Origin of the sequence: Peribacillus sp. NPDC096379 (genome assembly GCF_044762875.1) — a bacterium.
Lineage (GTDB): Bacteria > Bacillota > Bacilli > Bacillales > DSM-1321 > Peribacillus.
In genome coordinates, this window is the sequence record NZ_JBIWFD010000003.1 from 640,418 (window position 1) to 654,901 (window position 14,484).

A 14,484-nucleotide genomic window follows, 5' to 3' on the forward strand; every position below is an offset into this window, starting at 1 on the left:
GTTTTTACGTTGTTTGTCCTTCTAAAAGTTTAACAGGAAGACATGTTTCCAGTGGTAGATTTTTAAACTCACCCTCCACTTCCTTTAATAAAATATGAATAGCTGTTTTAGCAATTAGACCTATTGGCTGCTGTATCGTGGTCAATTCAGGTAGTAATATTTGGGCTGTCTCCGTTCCATCATAGCCAATAACCTTTATCTGACCTGGTACATCTTTTCCACGCCTTTTAGCTTCAGATATAAAGGATGCAGCAAATAAATCATTACTTGCAAAAACACCGTCTACTTCTGGATATTCATCAAAAATCCTACTGATGACTTCTTGTTGACTTTTACGATCGAACGCTCCTGGAACTTCGTATGTAGTAGGAACTCTGCCATGCTTCTTCATCACATCTTCATATGCTTTCCTTCTTAACATTGCTGGTGTTTCCAATTCTTTCTGTCCATTAATATGAACAATGTGCGTACACCCTTTCGAAAGTAACAATTCTGTTGCCATTTTTCCCCCTTCATAATTATCAGAGCTGACAATAGGAATCGTTTCTGAGAGATAACGGTCAATTGCGACAACTGCTAGATTTTGCTTATGATAGTCTAAAATTCCTCGATTATGTGTTCCAACTATGATTCCATCTACCTGATTTCGCATTAGCATCTCTAGATATTTTTCTTCTTTATCTATCCGATTTAAACTATTACAGAGCAACACTTTATACCCTAGCGATGCACAAATATTCTCTATATGAAAAGTTAATTCGCCAAAAAATGGATTAGATGTTGTTGGTAAGATTAATCCTATTAAATTTGATCGTTTATTAAATAAAGAACGCGCAACATCATTTGGAAAATAATTCAATTCACTCATTGCTTTCTGAACATTTTCTCTTGTTTCCTCACTAATATATCCACGGTTATTTAATACACGAGAAACAGTCGTTGGTGAAACGCCTGCTAATTTTGCTACATCACTAATTTTAGGCTTCATTCCATTTCCTCCAGCTGTTTTTTCGAAAACTGTGTTGATATTTTAAGTAAGGAAGAGGCCTAGAGTGGAATATGACTGTCTGATTTTAACAAATCTAATAAACCTCTTCTTCATTTATCGCTTAAAAAAATGAATTCACAGTTTGTATATACCTATTATATCAAATAGGGGTGCTTTAGGATTATTTGCTTTGACCTATTCCAAAACAATAGTTGAACATCAGGGAAAGAAGAATTATCTAAAAAAATTAGGCTTCCTCAAATTATTCTACAACGATTTTTTCAACCACTTCAACATGTGTCGCATTAAATCTATTGTTAGTAAATGGTCATAATGATAAATACAGTCAATTGTAGTGCGATCTAAATATTACATTTTATTAACTAGGATACTCTAATTTATTTTAATAATTTAAGTGCATGGTCAATTCGTTATCACCCATTATCCCTGAACACTGGATTTTTCACCTAACTGTAACTACCTTCTGCTAACCATCCTTCATTAGGTCCATACTTCTCAAAAACTAACTATTAAACACAAAATAAGATAAAGTGAAACTTCAATCAGTGGGGGTTTTCTTCATCCCCCACCTACTCTTCTTCGATTCCTCTAAGCCTTGAGGTGGGGGTCTTACTGCCCGTTGATGCAGGATAAATCATATGTTGTAAGTGAATACGTTTAATACTTAGTTTTCTCTCGTCAGGACGATTTTACCTCGTGTTCGACCTGATTGATTGAAAAGATGGGCTTTTCTTACTCCATCAACCGTAAGAGGATCGATTTCTGCTACAATCGGCTTCACTTTTTGCGCTTCAACAAGTTCCTTAGTATTGTTCATATTTTTTCCATCTGGACGAGTAAACACAAACTCAACATGCACATTACGCTCTTCCTCCAGTTTATCGATATATTTATGAAACCAACACTACAAAATGAAAAGTACGTATTTTAAAGTACTGTAGGCGCGCTCAAGTACCTATAAGTAGTAAAGGAGGAAATGAGATGGCTTATAATATTCCCGTGGAAGCTACACTTGACATCATCGGTGGAAAGTGGAAAATCGTCATTATGTGCCACTTGATTAAAGGAGAAAAACGAACAAGTGAATTGAAAAAACTTATACCTAATTTCACGCAAAAAATGCTGGCCCAGCAGCTACGAGAACTCGAAGCAGATGGTGTGGTGAACTGTACCGTTTTTGACCAGGTTCCGCCAAAGATTATTTATTCTTTAACAGAGTATGGCTGGTCTCTTCGACCCATTTTAGATGCCATGTGCAGTTTGGGCGAAGGACACATCGCATTGACCGGTGAAGAAGTTTCAAATTAATAGCAATAGAAAAGATTCGAATGCGGTAAGCAAACGAATCCTTTTTTATTTATTCAACCTGATTAAAGTAAACAGCCACGTTGTAGAAGGACCATGTTTTCAACTTTATCTTTTAACCGCCATGCAATATAAGCTTAAATTTTATAAACTAATTATGAAATGGACTCCTAATACATATGGTTTAACTAAGCTTAGAAATGAGCAAGTACTCTTTTCAGACTTATGTATGAATCCGCTAGTATTTAGGAGGGAATTCAATGTTGTTGACCATTTTAATAATCCTTTTAGTCGTATTTATTGGTGGGCCACTCTGTTTATTTCTATGGCTTAAAACTATTTCCAAGAAACCCCAGCATTCCATTATTCGCGCACATCCGTATTTAGGATGGCTTCGGTACCTTTTAGAAAAGATGGGGCCAGAGTTTAGACAATATTGGTTTGACAATGATAATAGCGGCAAACCGTTTACACGTTCGGAATTCTTAAGCGTTGTCTTTTCAGCAAAATATCGGAACGATCTTTTAAGTTTCGGATCCAAGCGAGATTTTGAAAAACCGGGTTACTATATAGCAAATGGATTATTCCCCCTATTGAACGAGGAATTAAGAGTTGATAATCAAGAAAAGGTTCATGCAATGAAATATCAAATTGACCATGAGGGACTATTTACACGACGTGAACATCTTGAGAAGGATGAAGTCAATCGTTGGCTCTATCATGAGGAAGATGAGATAATAGTTGGCCCCGATCGAGATCTGCCATGGAAATTATGCGGTCCTTTTGGTGCCTCTGCTACGTCTTATGGAGCTGTAGGCGAAAGTTATATCCTTTCGACAGGTAATGGTAGTAAGATGGCAGGTGGCTCGTGGATCAATACAGGTGAGGGTGGAATTGCACCGGAGCATTTAAAGAGTAATGCAGATGTTGTTGCACAGATTGGACCAGGTTTATTTGGATATCGGGATGAGAATGGGAACTTTTCACTCGAAGAATTTAGGTTGAAAGCCGAGGAATCAAATGTAAAGGCATTTGAACTAAAATTTGGTCAAGGGGCGAAAATTCGTGGCGGCCACTTAGAAGGTGAAAAAGTAACACCAAAGGTCGCAAGCATTCGTAATGTACCAGCTGGTAAAACCATTAATTCACCTAATCGCTTTCCTTTTTTGCATAATCCAATGGAAGCGTTGAAGTTTATCAAAACACTTCAAAATGAAGGTGGAAAGCCTGTGGGAATTAAAATTGTCGTAGGATATCATTCTAATTTAGATGAATTTTTCGAGACTATGAAAAGACTTCAAATCTATCCAGATTTCATCACAGTGGATGGTGGCGAAGGCGGTACTGGTGCCACATATAAATCAATGGCAGATTCCATGGGTATCCCTCTCTATCCGGCATTAATTACCGTAGTGGATAAAGCCCACCAGTATGGCATTCGCAATAAGCTAACGATTTTCGCCTCAGGAAAGTTAATATCCGCTGATAAAATTGCGATGGCTCTTGCTATTGGGGCGGATGCTGTTAACTCTGCGAGGGGCTTTATGATTGCAAACGGCTGTATTATGGCTTTGCAATGCCACACAGGAAAATGCCCTACAGGCATAACCACTACAGATCCAAAATATCAAGATGCACTCGTTCCGGAAGAAAAGCAATGGCGTGTTATGAATTATATTATTAATGTTCGGCAGGGGCTTTTTGCATTGGCTGCTGCTTGTGAAATCGATACACCAAGAAAGTTTTCTCGAGAACATATCGTATTTAATGATGCTGAAGGAAAGATGAAAAGGTTATCCGATCTATTTCCAATTCCAGGATCTTCTGTAGAAATAAAAAAAGATCTATGAGATGAGAAAGGAACTACACAGCTAAGTTAATATAGGAACAGAATATTAGCTTACCTTATAGTACGTGTTCAAAGAGGAGGATAAAAAGAGTCGAGAAGCGATCGTCTCGAGGGCCGTAGAGACAGAGCTTTGATGCAATTTGACAGCCATTTTTACCGGACTTTTTGATCAACCTCTTATAGTACTACCAGGAGTTTAGTTGGGAAGATTTATCTATTATTATTCTTTAAGAGCTTAAGGAAACTAGCTGAAATGTCTCATAGTTCAGCATGAAATACATGCATTCCAAACTCTAACCTCTACAGCTATTACTGAAATGAGTACAAGTGCTGCAAAAATGACAGAAGACTCGAATGCTGTCACAGCAATCGGGAATGATTTGGAGTCTGTTCTCGTCGCAGTGCGCAATGTCAACAATGAAATCCAAGACGTATCGGCAGTAACAGAAGAAATGTCTTCAGCGTCTGAAGAAGTGCTTGCTTCAATGGAGGAAGTCATATCGCTCGCAACAGATAATGCCAGTCGTACTTATTCTGTGGCAGAAGCATCAGACATACAAAAGGATGGGATAGAATGGACTCACTCGTCAATATGATTCAATGGCTTAATCGTTCATCTGCAAATCTTCGCACAGCACTTGAAAAGTTCAAATAAGTTAATTGGCACAATAAGGATATCCCAAGACGAAAGGATCAGGACCGACTATCCTTGCTTAATGGGAAGCTTCAATCATAGGGTAGGGGTCCCTTCTTCTCCAATTACTCTATACCTTAAACCGCGGGTCTTACTGCCCGTTAATGCAGGATAAATTATATATTTTACATCTTTTTTCTTATGATAGGACAAAAAGGCTAACTCCAAACTAAGTTAGCCTTTTTGTCTATTTTTTTTAAATCTACATTTGGTTATTGACATTACTTCCTTATCGTTATATGGTTAATTACATAAGTAACTAACCAATATGGTGGTGAGGCAGTGAATAACTTAATTGACGATGGCCGGCCTATTTTTGTCCAGATAGCAGAACGGATTGAAGATGACATTATTGAAGGTGGTCTTCCTGAAGAAGCACAAGTTCCCTCAACGAATCAGTTCGCCGCATTTTACAAAATCAATCCTGCAACTGCTGCCAAAGGCGTGAATTTGCTGGTGGATGAAGGTATTTTATACAAAAAGCGGGGGATTGGCATGTTTGTTGCAGAAGGAGCACGAACAAAAGTAATCGAAAAACGAAAAGAGCAATTTTTCGAAGAGTATGTGATCACAATGATACGTGAAGCAGAGAAGCTTGGTATTACAGCTGATCAGTTAACGGATATGATCCAGAGAGGAGATAACAAACGATGAAAAATGTGATTGAAGTTAAACAGCTGAATAAATCGTATGGAAAATTTACTGCAATTCATGACACTAGTTTCACCATGCAGGCAGATAAAATCTACGGACTTCTCGGCAGAAACGGTGCAGGTAAAACAACTTTAATGAAAATGATCACAGCGCAAATTTTTCCTACAAGTGGTGATTTGAAAGTATTTGGGGAAAGCCCATATGAAAACGCTAACACCCTTAGCCAAATTTGTTTTATTAAAGAGAGCCAGAAATACCCTGATCATTACAGTATCCTTGATGTATTAGAAGTTTCTAAATCTATTTTTCCAAATTGGGATGTCAACTTTTCTAGGTCACTTATTGAGGATTTCAACTTACCTCTCAAGAGAAAGATAAAAAAGCTATCCAGGGGGATGCTCTCTGCAGTAGGAATCGTGATAGGTCTTGCAAGCCGAGCGCCTTTAACCATTTTTGATGAACCATATCTGGGACTCGATGCGGTTTCAAGAGGGCTATTTTACGATAGATTGATGGAAGATTATGTTGAACATCCACGAACAGTGATTCTGTCTACCCATTTGATCGATGAAGTGAGCAACCTACTTGAACATATTTTAGTCATTGACAATGGGAAGCTGATTATTGATCAAGATGCAGAGGATTTACGGGATAAGGCTTTCACAGTCACTGGGCAAACCTCTAAGGTGGAGTCGTTTCTCATTGGAAAAGAAACGGTGCATCGTGAGCCATTCGGTGGATTACTATCCGCTACTGTCCTTCGCAGCCAAAACGGTTCTGATCAAAAACAAGCGGCACAAAGTGGACTTGAAATCTCACCTGTATCCTTGCAGCAGCTTATCGTTCATTTGACAAATGGTAAATCTGAACAAAAGGGAGCGAATGCGAAGTGAATAGAATTACTGGCGTTTTAAAACTTCATTCTCGTGATAAATGGTCGTGGATTTACATTCCAGCTATCATACTGTTTTCTAGTTTTGGGGTGAATCTAACCGTAAGTTTCTTGTTCATGAATCAAGAAGATATGTATACAGGTGGGCTAACTTCAATTGTCATTTACCTTTTTGTAACAGGAATTATCGTAGTAGGAAAAACATTTCCATTTGCGATCGGCATGTCGATTAGAAGAATCTACTATTTTATCGGGTCTGCCATAATCGGAATGATCGGTAGTGCGTTCTTCACAAGTTTAATTTTCTTATTCGCGCAATTAGAAAAACAGACGAATGGCTGGGGCACTAGACTCCACTTTTTCCACTTTCCCTATGTCAATGATGGTACACTCTTGGAGCAATTTCTTCTGTACATGATTCTTTTTCTCAATATGTTCTTCTTAGGCTTTTTAATAGCCAGTTATTCACGGCGTTTTGGCCGCAAAGGGATGTTCATTGGGGCGATGGCCTTCTTACTGATTGGCAGTATAGCGGTCTTTCTTGTGCATCATTTCGAAGCTTGGGGAAGCATCTTTAGTTGGTTTGCCAGCCATACAGCTGTACAAATCGCCTATTGGCTCGTACCTCTTACTCTGCTCTATCTACTTGGCTCATATCGCATGTTGCGGCGCGCAGTTATTTGATCTCTCACAGGAGAAAAATATTTGATATAGAAAATAACACATTTCAGATGCATACAGTAAAACAAGGATTGAATCTTAAGGTAAATCGAACAAATTTCACCAATAGATCCACAGCACAATTCAAAAAGAAACAAGAAGTTGATGTGATTATTGACATCAACTTCTTGTCTTAATGCTTTATTACATCAATAATTAATAAGGTGATGCACTCCACACGCACTGAGTGCATATGAAAGTATATGGGGTACCGGTTAGTTACAACGCTTGCGGCCCTCTTATCCCCTATATTTTAAAGCTAGTCCTTTTAAGAAATTCCTAGCATATCGATCACCACACTCTTTATAATTCCTATGACCTTCTTTTCTTAATATAGCGCTTAATTCTCCTTTTGTTATCATGACTCCTGCTTCTTCTAAGATATCAAGCATGTCCTCACTTGTTAATGTTAGTGCTATTTTCAATTTCTTTAGAAGAATATTATTAACACTTTCCGTATTCTCTACAGACAGTGCTGGGCTTTTAGGTTGTCCTGGTTTTGGATCTTGTTTCCCACGTTTAAAAATAATTAAGCCATTGAAAAATGACTCTAACATCATATTATTGCATATTATATTCTCTTCATTTTCAGTTATATCATCATCATTGTCCGCTTCATTATGGTAACTGTCTTTTGATTTTGTGAGCATCTTTAGCACATCTTCTTTTGTTACTTCAATACCGCCAAGTTTAAATATCTTTACCATATCTGTATTTTTTATATCTAGAGCATATCTTAATCTAATTAATATATCATGATTATTCATGTTTAAACCTCCTATAATATTGCCCTTTTTAAAAACTACCATGAGATCTTAACGAAGAATTTCTTCACAAACTAATTGAACGGGTTGAAATGAAAGAAGAAAGAAGTCCGAGAATCTTTTATAGATTCTCGGACTCTTACATATCTTCTATTTCTTTTCAAGCAATACACAACACTCGACATGTGTCGTCATCGGGAACATGTCCACAGGCTGAATTTCAACCGTATGATACCCTCCATCTTCTAAAATACGTAGATCACGAGCAAGTGTTGCCGGATTGCATGATACGTAAACAACCTTCTTCGGTTTCATTTCGATAATCGTGTTTAGCAGTGTTTCCTCACAGCCTTTACGTGGTGGATCGACTACTAATACATCGGCGCGGTTCCCATCCTGATACCATTCAGAGATGACATTCGCTGCTTCGCCAACTTCAAATTCAACATTGTTAATTTCGTTGATAAGAGCGTTACGGCGTGCGTCAGCAATTGCTTCTGGCACAACTTCCACTCCAAGAACATGCTTAGCATTTTGGGCAAGGGATAGTGAAATAGTCCCAATTCCACAATAGGCATCAATCACAGTCTCTTTTCCAGTAAGTCCGGCAAATTCAAGCGCTTTGCTATAAAGTACCTTTGTTTGATCAGGGTTAATTTGGTAAAAGGATAACGGCGAAATAGCGAATTTCACGTCGCCAATATAATCATAAATGACATCATTGCCCCAAAGAACCTTTGTTTTTTCACCCATGATGACGTTTGTTCGTTTTGAATTCACATTATGAACAATCGATTTCACATGCGGCAAACGAGCCGTGATTTCTTCGACAAGATTATTTTTTTGTAGCAGTTTAGCCGTTCTTGTTACAAGCACAATCATCAGCTCTCCGGTTTGTTTTGCATAACGGGCCATAATATGACGAAGCACACCTTGGTGATGTTTCTCGTTATACGGCTCTACACCAAGTTCATTGCAGATTTCTTTCACAGTTTGAATCGCTTCATTGACAGCCGGGTGCTGGATGATGCTTTCATTTGTATCAACAATTTCATGGCTGCGTGGTTTGAAGAATCCTGCGATAAGTTGGCCATCTTTTTCACCAACAGGCACCTGAGCTTTATTGCGGTAGTGTAAGGGTTCCTTCATTCCAATAATCGGATGAATCGTTACATCCTCAAGTTTGCCGATTCTTGCCATCACTTCACGGACTGTTTTTTCTTTGAATTGTAGCTGACCTTCATAACTCAGGTGATGAAGCTGACTACCGCCGTATTTATGCGCTTCTTCTTTTTTCACTTCTACGCGGTTTTTACTTTTTTCTTTCAGTTCCATTAAGCGACCAAATCCGTAGCCCTTGTTCGTCTTCGTTACTTTGATTTGTGCTTTTTCCCCAGGCAATGCGTAGGGAACGAAAATTGGGTAGCCATCGACCTTGGCAACACCTGACCCATCATGTGTTAAGTCCTCAAATTCTACATCTATTACATCATTCTTTGAAACGGGAATTATTTTTTCCATTGTATACTTCCTTTTCTATCGAAATGCTTACAGTTCAAACAACATCTGCAGCAGTATCCATCATATATTTAGAACTCTTATTTTATCACATATTCACTAGACAAACAAAAGCACCTTTTAGCAAAGTCTTTCATAAAATAAATAAAACTTTCAAAATAAATGTGGACATGCGTATATGATTTGGATTTTGAAGCAAAATAAGGAAAAAATTGAGGTGAGCAAAATGGGATTGTTCCAAACGATTTCTGCCTGGAATACCGCAAGACAAGAAAAGCATATAGCGCTTATGCAAGATAAAGGGCTCTGTCCGGATTGCCGCGGTCGAGGCTTCAGCTCGTATGCACCTTATGATTACAGCTACACGAATGTGTACGATTGTTTAGGCTGCAACGGTAGTGGCTCTTATGTAGATTGGGTAGAAACAACTAATCAAACTGAAGGCTAAAGAACTAGCAAAAAATACGGCCTGTAAAGCCGTCTTTTTTGTTAGTTCCTACATTTCTTCGCTTCTTCAAAGAATTGCTTTAATGTAGGGAGCAATTCTTGAGACTCCAAATTAAAGCTTCCTGATGAGCCGTCAGTAATAGTTTTAACGCGGGCACCTGGGACAGAGCGCAGGTATTCCTTCGCTCCTTCCTCTGTCAGTCCGATTCCCTCCTGACTACCTCGCAGGACTAATACCGGACAACTAACATTGCCCAGTTGTTTCCAAAATGGCTGTTCATGGGAATCATGTTCGATTGCTTTTAAAGTATCGAGCGTCATATGAGTTAGCGCAGTTCTCCCTGTTTTTTGGACAAGAAGATTGGCCCACCCCTTTGGTAAATCTGTTTCAACAGCAGGATAATCACCAATGATGAGTCCTTTCAAACGACTTAGGTTTTCCATCGCAAATCCTAAAGCATAAACCACACCACGATGAAAACCAAATAAGACGAAATTTTCAATATGGATATGATTAATCACGCTTTCAATATCTGTTACATGATCCTCTAGCGTATATCCCATTTCTGGTGCATCACTTCGTCCTCTTCCACGCATCGTAATAACTAGAGCACGACGGGGAGCAAGAGCACGAAGAATATCCTCGTACTCTTCCCCTGTCTCCGTCAAACCGGGAATGATGACGAGTGGGGGTTCTGTAGACGGTCCAGTGTTGTCGATATAATGGATACGAATATCTCCATTTTTAACCCAACCTTCAAGCATTACATTCCCTCCCTTATGACAGCTGTTTCACCATATATTCATAATCATGCCCGTTAATTTGTCTGCGATTCACAGTTTTATATCCAAGTTTACTGTATAAACGGTGTGCACGTGTATTTTCTACCTCAACATTTAAAGAAATCCTTCTATGTCCTTTTGATATCGCAAGCTCCTGGGCCGCTTCAATCAAGGCAGTTCCTATTCCTTGTCCCCAAAACTGTGGGTTGACACTCACTGTATCGATATAAAAATCTTCCGGTTCCGCTTCTTTCTCAGTCGTTATCTCCGAATTATTATTCTTCTCTCTTAAACGATCCACAATTGGTCCATCCAGTTGTTCTGCATCACTTCCAAGATAGGTTACAATAAGACCAGCTACATTTCCTTCAATTTCTATAATTAGCGTATTCTCATAGCTTAATCGGTTATTAGGATGACTGAAAAAATAGTGAAGTACATCTAAAATGGCTTCCTCTTCCTGTTCACTTGTCAAAGCTTCAGCAATATCCTGAATCGCCAATCGAATCAAATAAGCGGATATCTGTCCATCCGCTGGTACGGCTTGTCTGATCATCATTTTTTTGTTCTCCTCAAATTAGAAAGAGAATGTCCCAAAAGGGTCTGATCTCACACTAAAATACACAGATTATTATGGAATACACCTAATACTGTATAGTTGTATGGTCTGCCACTTTAGTTTTGAGACATCCTCCATTTTATTCATTTATATTTCCAGCTTATTTGCGGGATCGTCATGTAGCGCATTTTCCGGAATGAAAACATCGAAATGACGATACTGACTGACGAATTCTGCAGGAGCTAGTCCACCAAATTCACCATCTAAATTTAGCATCATTTCATTTTTAGCGGTTACTTTAATTCGATTTGCTTTTACATAAATCACATTTTTATCATGAACATGCTCCCCGCGTAAAGCAAGTGATGCTACTCTGATAAAGTCGGCTAGGTTTGTTTTCTTTAAAATTAATAGCGTAAACATGCCATCATTTAGTGAGGCGTCAGGTGCTAGTTTTTCAAAGCCGCCTACAGAGTTCGTGTTCGCAACAAGGAAAAGCATAATTTCCCCTTCAAAAAACTTCCCGTCATATTCAATCGTTACATCCGTCGCTCGAATCGATGGTAGCATTTCAATGCCCTTCATGTAATAAGCCAATTGACCGAGCATTGTTTTTAACTTTATCGGTACCTCGTAGGTAAGCTCCGTTAACCGACCGCCCCCTGCAATATTGATAAAATATTTTTCGTTCATTTTCCCAATATCAATCGGCATCGTATGGCCCTTTGTAATAATATCCACCGCAGCATCAATCGAACGCGGCACATGAATAGCTCGCGCAAAGTCATTCGTTGTTCCGGTCGGGATCACACCAAGTTTAGGCCGATTTTCCGCTCCGGCAAGGCCATTTACAACCTCATAGATGGTACCGTCACCGCCCGCAGCAATGACAACATCATATCCTCGTTCAATTGCAATTTCTGCAGCACGTGTTGCATCGCCCGCCCCTGTTGTAGCATGACAGGAAGCTTCATACCCTGCCGCTTCAAGCTTAGCTAATACGTCCGGTAAGTTTTTCCGAATCATTTCTCGGCCTGATGTCGGATTATAAATCAATCTTGCTCTTTTCATTTCCCATCATCCTAATGTTAAAATACGTTTCAGTCACTATATGGTAACGATTCACCAAATAGAATGCAACGAACAACAATAATTGTCTTGGAATCAATAGCGATTCCGTAAAATTTGAGCCTATCTCTCCGATTACCTCCACCATATGTTCCTGTTTCGGAGAATCCATTAAATCATTTCTGAACAAATTATATAGCAATTTTTTCAAAAACTCTAGTGTTATCGTTTGAACCTTTCAGCAGCGAGCTTTGATTATTCATAACCATCTCCATTTATCCATCCACTTCCACTTTCCTCTACTTAGTTTTCCCCTTCACCTCAAGAGTAATCCATCAATTCTCGATTGGATGGTTTTATCTTATTTTCACTATCCATGACGTATTTTTATTTCTTTTACCTTACCATGCTGAATACTTTTCAGAGAAATCCCGATTTACAGATTCATTATAATAAAATGAAACTTCGATCATTTTTTTGTGGTCTTCATCCACCCACTGATTGTTAGTCCCGTTCTACTGTCGCTAAGATCGCGCAAACGCTTCGATTAATCGACAGTACGAACCCAATTGGTTCAACTATACCTTTGAAAACCACAAAGGAAAGTTTCACTGTATCTCACCAATCGGGATTTTACGGGCAGTTGTCCCACACCTATGCCTTTCTTCGATTCCTACTCCTCTAAGCCTTGGGGGTCTTACTGCCCGTTAATGCGGAATAAAAAAGATCGAGGATGTCCCATGAGACATCCTCGATCTTTTTTTAGTCAACTTCTACCTATTAACGTTTGTTCAATTCAACCAGCAAAATTTTGTTTACCAGCTGTGGATTGGCTTGTCCTTTTGTAGCTTTCATAATTTGGCCGACAAGGAAGCCAGTTGCTTTTTGTTTACCCGCTTTAAAGTCTTCAATCGATTGAGGATTGTTATCAAGTGCTTCACTTACGATTTTCGTAAGTGCACCCTCATCCGAGATTTGCACTAGACCTTTTTCTTTCACGATTGCTTCTGCATCTCCACCATTTTCAACAAGTTCTTTGAATACAGTTTTGGCAATTTTAGACGATATCGTTCCGTCTTCGATTAGCTTAATCATCCCTGCAAGTGTTTGAGGGGTAAGCGCGATGTCATGAAGTTCTTTTCCTTCAGCATTAAGATAAGCAGAAAGTTCTCCCATGATCCAGTTGGACGCTAGTTTCGAATCTGCTCCTTGCTCAACCGTCGCCTCGAAGAAATCAGCTGATTCTTTTGTTACAGTTAAAACAGCCGCATCATATTCAGGCAGTCCTAGTTCCTCAACATAACGCTTTTTTCGTGCATCGGGAAGCTCAGGTATTTCAGCCGCGATCCGTGCTTTCCATTCTTCGTCAATATGAATAGTCAGAAGATCCGGTTCCGGGAAGTATCGGTAATCATCAGAACCTTCTTTTACACGCATTAGAAGTGTTTTCCCAGTTGATTCATCAAAACGACGTGTTTCTTGTTCGATTACTCCACCTGCATTTAACACTTCAGCTTGACGAATTTCTTCATATTCCAATCCTTTGCGGACAAAATTGAATGAATTCAAATTCTTCAATTCTGTTTTTGTTCCAAACTCTTTTTGTCCAACAGGACGCAAGGAGATGTTTGCATCGCAGCGCAATGAACCTTCTTCCATTTTACAATCTGATACACCCGTATACTGGATAATCGATTTGATTTTTTCCAAATACGCATAGGCTTCCTCAGGTGATGTAATATCAGGTTCTGAAACAATTTCAACGAGTGGTGTACCTTGGCGATTATAGTCGCAAAGAGAATAGCCATCATTTGTATGTGTCAACTTACCCGCATCTTCTTCCATATGAATGCGTGTAATGCCGATTTTCTTTTTCTTTCCACCGACTTCAATCTCAATCCAGCCGTGTTCACCGATTGGCTGATCAAATTGAGAGATTTGATAAGCTTTTGGGTTATCCGGGTAAAAATAATTTTTTCGGTCAAACTTCGTAATTTCCGGAACTTCACAGTTTAAAGCAATCGCGGCTTTCATGGCAAAATCGACAGCCTGTTTATTAACAACTGGTAGAGTTCCAGGATAACCAAGGTCAATCACGGTCGTATTCGTATTTGGTGCCGCCCCAAAATGGTTCGGACTTGCAGAGAAAATTTTTGAATCTGTTTTTAATTCAACATGTACTTCAAGGCCAATTACCGTTTCATAGTTCATCTTATTCACCC

At 39.0% G+C, this 14,484-nt stretch carries 15 protein-coding genes; 7 read left to right on the plus strand and 8 right to left on the minus strand.

The features are described 5' to 3' along the window. Positions 1-4 precede the first annotated feature (4 nt). Together ACIQZI_RS17015 and ACIQZI_RS17020 are read right to left on the minus strand one after the other, a co-directional pair. Complete coding sequence (locus ACIQZI_RS17015) at positions 5-988, minus strand: LacI family DNA-binding transcriptional regulator (protein WP_403075077.1); 984 nt, start codon at positions 986-988, stop codon at positions 5-7. A gap of 685 nt (positions 989-1,673) precedes the next feature. Next, positions 1,674-1,895 (minus strand): zinc-binding dehydrogenase, encoded by a 222-nt coding sequence (locus tag ACIQZI_RS17020; RefSeq protein WP_403075233.1) that lies wholly within the window; start codon positions 1,893-1,895, stop codon positions 1,674-1,676. A 95-nt stretch (positions 1,896-1,990) separates the two neighbouring features. On the opposite strand from ACIQZI_RS17020, the gene ACIQZI_RS17025 reads away from it, so the two are divergent. The 6 genes from ACIQZI_RS17025 to ACIQZI_RS17050 all read left to right on the plus strand — a co-directional run bounded on the left by ACIQZI_RS17025 (position 1,991) and on the right by ACIQZI_RS17050 (position 7,087). Beyond that, positions 1,991-2,317 carry a winged helix-turn-helix transcriptional regulator gene (locus tag ACIQZI_RS17025; RefSeq protein WP_403075079.1) on the plus strand — a complete coding sequence of 109 codons (327 nt, stop codon included), beginning with the start codon at positions 1,991-1,993 and terminating at the stop codon, positions 2,315-2,317. 257 nt (positions 2,318-2,574) lie between these two features. After that, positions 2,575-4,164: a glutamate synthase-related protein gene (locus ACIQZI_RS17030; protein ID WP_403075082.1), complete on the plus strand. Its 1,590-nt coding sequence runs from the start codon at positions 2,575-2,577 to the stop codon at positions 4,162-4,164. A gap of 316 nt (positions 4,165-4,480) precedes the next feature. Continuing rightward, a complete protein-coding gene (locus ACIQZI_RS17035) occupies positions 4,481-4,759 on the plus strand; it encodes a hypothetical protein (protein WP_403075084.1) in 279 nt (92 codons plus the stop codon). Positions 4,760-5,139: 380 nt separating this feature from the next. Then, entirely contained in the window at positions 5,140-5,511 is a 372-nt protein-coding gene (locus ACIQZI_RS17040; protein ID WP_062184925.1) for a GntR family transcriptional regulator, read from the plus strand. Next, positions 5,508-6,404: an ABC transporter ATP-binding protein gene (locus ACIQZI_RS17045; protein ID WP_403075088.1), complete on the plus strand. Its 897-nt coding sequence runs from the start codon at positions 5,508-5,510 to the stop codon at positions 6,402-6,404. The genes ACIQZI_RS17040 and ACIQZI_RS17045 overlap by 4 nt, the downstream gene beginning before the upstream one ends. Continuing rightward, entirely contained in the window at positions 6,401-7,087 is a 687-nt protein-coding gene (locus tag ACIQZI_RS17050; protein ID WP_403075090.1) for a hypothetical protein, read from the plus strand. The genes ACIQZI_RS17045 and ACIQZI_RS17050 overlap by 4 nt, the downstream gene beginning before the upstream one ends. 275 nt (positions 7,088-7,362) lie before the next feature. On the opposite strand, the gene ACIQZI_RS17055 is transcribed toward ACIQZI_RS17050, so the two are convergent. Both ACIQZI_RS17055 and rlmD read right to left on the minus strand, forming a co-directional pair. Beyond that, positions 7,363-7,890, minus strand: coding sequence for a YehS family protein (locus ACIQZI_RS17055; RefSeq protein ID WP_403075093.1), 528 nt, complete (start codon positions 7,888-7,890; stop codon positions 7,363-7,365). Positions 7,891-8,037: 147 nt separating this feature from the next. Then, positions 8,038-9,408, minus strand: coding sequence for a 23S rRNA (uracil(1939)-C(5))-methyltransferase RlmD (gene rlmD / locus ACIQZI_RS17060; RefSeq protein ID WP_403075095.1), 1,371 nt, complete (start codon positions 9,406-9,408; stop codon positions 8,038-8,040). A gap of 175 nt (positions 9,409-9,583) precedes the next feature. Here rlmD and ACIQZI_RS17065 point away from each other — a divergent pair, with 175 nt between their 5' ends. Next, positions 9,584-9,853 (plus strand): methionine aminopeptidase, encoded by a 270-nt coding sequence (locus ACIQZI_RS17065; RefSeq protein ID WP_403075098.1) that lies wholly within the window; start codon positions 9,584-9,586, stop codon positions 9,851-9,853. 41 nt (positions 9,854-9,894) lie between these two features. On the opposite strand, the gene ACIQZI_RS17070 is transcribed toward ACIQZI_RS17065, so the two are convergent. From ACIQZI_RS17070 to gatB, 4 genes are all read right to left on the minus strand, one after another. Next, on the minus strand, positions 9,895-10,617 hold the full coding sequence (locus tag ACIQZI_RS17070) for an alpha/beta fold hydrolase (RefSeq protein ID WP_403075101.1): 723 nt from the start codon (positions 10,615-10,617) through the stop codon (positions 9,895-9,897). A gap of 13 nt (positions 10,618-10,630) precedes the next feature. Beyond that, the gene (locus ACIQZI_RS17075) at positions 10,631-11,194 is read right to left on the minus strand and encodes a GNAT family N-acetyltransferase (RefSeq protein WP_403075104.1); all 564 of its coding nucleotides are present in this window, start codon (positions 11,192-11,194) and stop codon (positions 10,631-10,633) included. A 147-nt stretch (positions 11,195-11,341) separates the two neighbouring features. Then, positions 11,342-12,265, minus strand: coding sequence for a diacylglycerol kinase (locus tag ACIQZI_RS17080; protein ID WP_062184945.1), 924 nt, complete (start codon positions 12,263-12,265; stop codon positions 11,342-11,344). Between the two features lie 777 nt (positions 12,266-13,042). Further along, a complete protein-coding gene (gene gatB, locus ACIQZI_RS17085) occupies positions 13,043-14,473 on the minus strand; it encodes an Asp-tRNA(Asn)/Glu-tRNA(Gln) amidotransferase subunit GatB (RefSeq protein WP_403075106.1) in 1,431 nt (476 codons plus the stop codon). Between the last annotated feature and the right edge of the window lie 11 nt (positions 14,474-14,484).

Bases quoted from the DNA above. Each gene is read 5' to 3' on its own strand.
- ACIQZI_RS17075 (WP_403075104.1), bottom strand. From the start codon at position 11,194: ATGATGATCAGACAAGCCGTACCAGCGGATGGACAGATATCCGCTTAT.
- ACIQZI_RS17035 (WP_403075084.1), top strand. From the start codon at position 4,481: ATGAGTACAAGTGCTGCAAAAATGACAGAAGACTCGAATGCTGTCACA.
- rlmD (WP_403075095.1), bottom strand. From the start codon at position 9,408: ATGGAAAAAATAATTCCCGTTTCAAAGAATGATGTAATAGATGTAGAA.
- gatB (WP_403075106.1), bottom strand. From the start codon at position 14,473: ATGAACTATGAAACGGTAATTGGCCTTGAAGTACATGTTGAATTAAAA.
- ACIQZI_RS17065 (WP_403075098.1), top strand. From the start codon at position 9,584: ATGATTTGGATTTTGAAGCAAAATAAGGAAAAAATTGAGGTGAGCAAA.
- ACIQZI_RS17070 (WP_403075101.1), bottom strand. From the start codon at position 10,617: ATGCTTGAAGGTTGGGTTAAAAATGGAGATATTCGTATCCATTATATC.
- ACIQZI_RS17030 (WP_403075082.1), top strand. From the start codon at position 2,575: ATGTTGTTGACCATTTTAATAATCCTTTTAGTCGTATTTATTGGTGGG.
- ACIQZI_RS17045 (WP_403075088.1), top strand. From the start codon at position 5,508: ATGAAAAATGTGATTGAAGTTAAACAGCTGAATAAATCGTATGGAAAA.
- ACIQZI_RS17015 (WP_403075077.1), bottom strand. From the start codon at position 988: ATGAAGCCTAAAATTAGTGATGTAGCAAAATTAGCAGGCGTTTCACCA.
- ACIQZI_RS17080 (WP_062184945.1), bottom strand. From the start codon at position 12,265: ATGAAAAGAGCAAGATTGATTTATAATCCGACATCAGGCCGAGAAATG.
- ACIQZI_RS17055 (WP_403075093.1), bottom strand. From the start codon at position 7,890: ATGAATAATCATGATATATTAATTAGATTAAGATATGCTCTAGATATA.
- ACIQZI_RS17025 (WP_403075079.1), top strand. From the start codon at position 1,991: ATGGCTTATAATATTCCCGTGGAAGCTACACTTGACATCATCGGTGGA.